Below are 1,322 nucleotides of genomic sequence, written 5' to 3' on the forward strand. Positions count from 1 at the left end.
TGGAGTTGCCCCCAAAAGACCGGACATGCTCAGGTTTGAGATTGCGAGCTGATGAACTCGCGCGGCGATTGATATCCTAAAGCACTGTGCGGGTGAAGATTGTTGTAATGCTCGAACCAGAACGGCAGTTGAGCGATGACGGTTTCAGCGTCGGGGGTTGGATTCACCGAGACGTAATCGCGCTTGAAGGTTTTGACGAACGCCTCGGCCATGCCGTTCGATTGCGGGCTGCGCACCGGCGTCGTGCACGGCTCCATGCCGATGTCGCGCAGCAAGGATGCGGTGTCCTTGGCGATGAAGCAGGAGCCGTTGTCGGTGAGCCATTCGATGGGTTCGGACAGCATGTTGATGCGACCGAAGCGGTTCTCGACGGCGGTAATCACGAGGTCCTGCACGTCTTCGCTCTTGATGCCCTCCGTGGTGGCGACATGGGCGATTGCCTCGCGGTCGCAGCAGTCGAGGGCGAAGGCGACGCGGACCTTCTCCTTGTTGTCGCAGCCGATCTCGAAGCCGTCGGAGCACCATCTGATGTTCGAACGCTCGACAGCAACCTGGCCGTCGTGAATGCGATCATCGACCGCTCCGGTATGACGAACCAGCAGCAGATTGTGCAGCTTCATCACCCGGTAGACGCGCTTGGCATTGGGCCACGAACGCCCCAGTTTCCGGGCCTTCCGACGCAGGATGGCATGGACACGCCGATAGCCGTAGGTGGGCGTTTCGGCGATGACCGCCTTGATTTCCTCCACCAGCTCGCGATCAGGTAGTGGCGGGCGTCCTCTGGCTCTGGAAGGGGAGCCTGCGGCACGCGCGGCGATATTCGAGCGGGCGACACCCAGAGTTTCACAGACGGTCTTCATTCCAAAATCCCCCTCGGAAGAGAGAGCGAGCGCAACAGATGTTTTTTTGGGCCACCGGCGATTTCGAGGGCTTCCTTCAGGATTTCGCTCTCCATCGTCTTCTTGCCCAACAGGCGTTGCAACTCCTTCACCTGGGCCTGAAGCGCCCGGTATTCGGAAGCCGGAACGACCTCCTCTTCGGCGGCCGTCGCCGTCAGTGCCCCTTGGGACGCCAGCTTGCGCCAGGCGAACAACTGGTTCGGCTGGATGCCGTGCCGACGCGCGACGATGCTCACCGTCGCGTCCGCCTCATAGGTCTCCTGGATGATCGCCAGCTTCTCTGCCGTGCTCCAGCGCCGCCGACGTTCCGGCCCAGAGAGGACTTCCATCTTAAAATTGCTACTAGTCATATTACCAACATTACTCCTACCCACTTAGCTAAGTGGGGGAGCATGTCCGGGCCTTTCGGGGGCTAATTCAAAC

1 protein-coding gene is annotated in these 1,322 nt (G+C 60.2%); it reads right to left on the reverse strand.

The genetic code is table 11. From position 1 onward, the window contains the following. Positions 1–29: 29 nt before the first annotated feature. Positions 30–1,249, reverse strand: a protein-coding gene (locus EFQ99_RS34800; protein WP_126925339.1) for an IS3 family transposase whose coding sequence is annotated in 2 segments (ribosomal slippage) — positions 30–913 and positions 913–1,249 — 1,221 coding nt in all. Because the reading frame shifts where the segments join, the coding sequence is not laid out codon by codon here. Positions 1,250–1,322 lie beyond the last annotated feature (73 nt).

This window comes from Rhizobium vallis (assembly GCF_003985155.1).
Taxonomy (GTDB): Bacteria; Pseudomonadota; Alphaproteobacteria; order Rhizobiales; family Rhizobiaceae; genus Rhizobium; species Rhizobium vallis.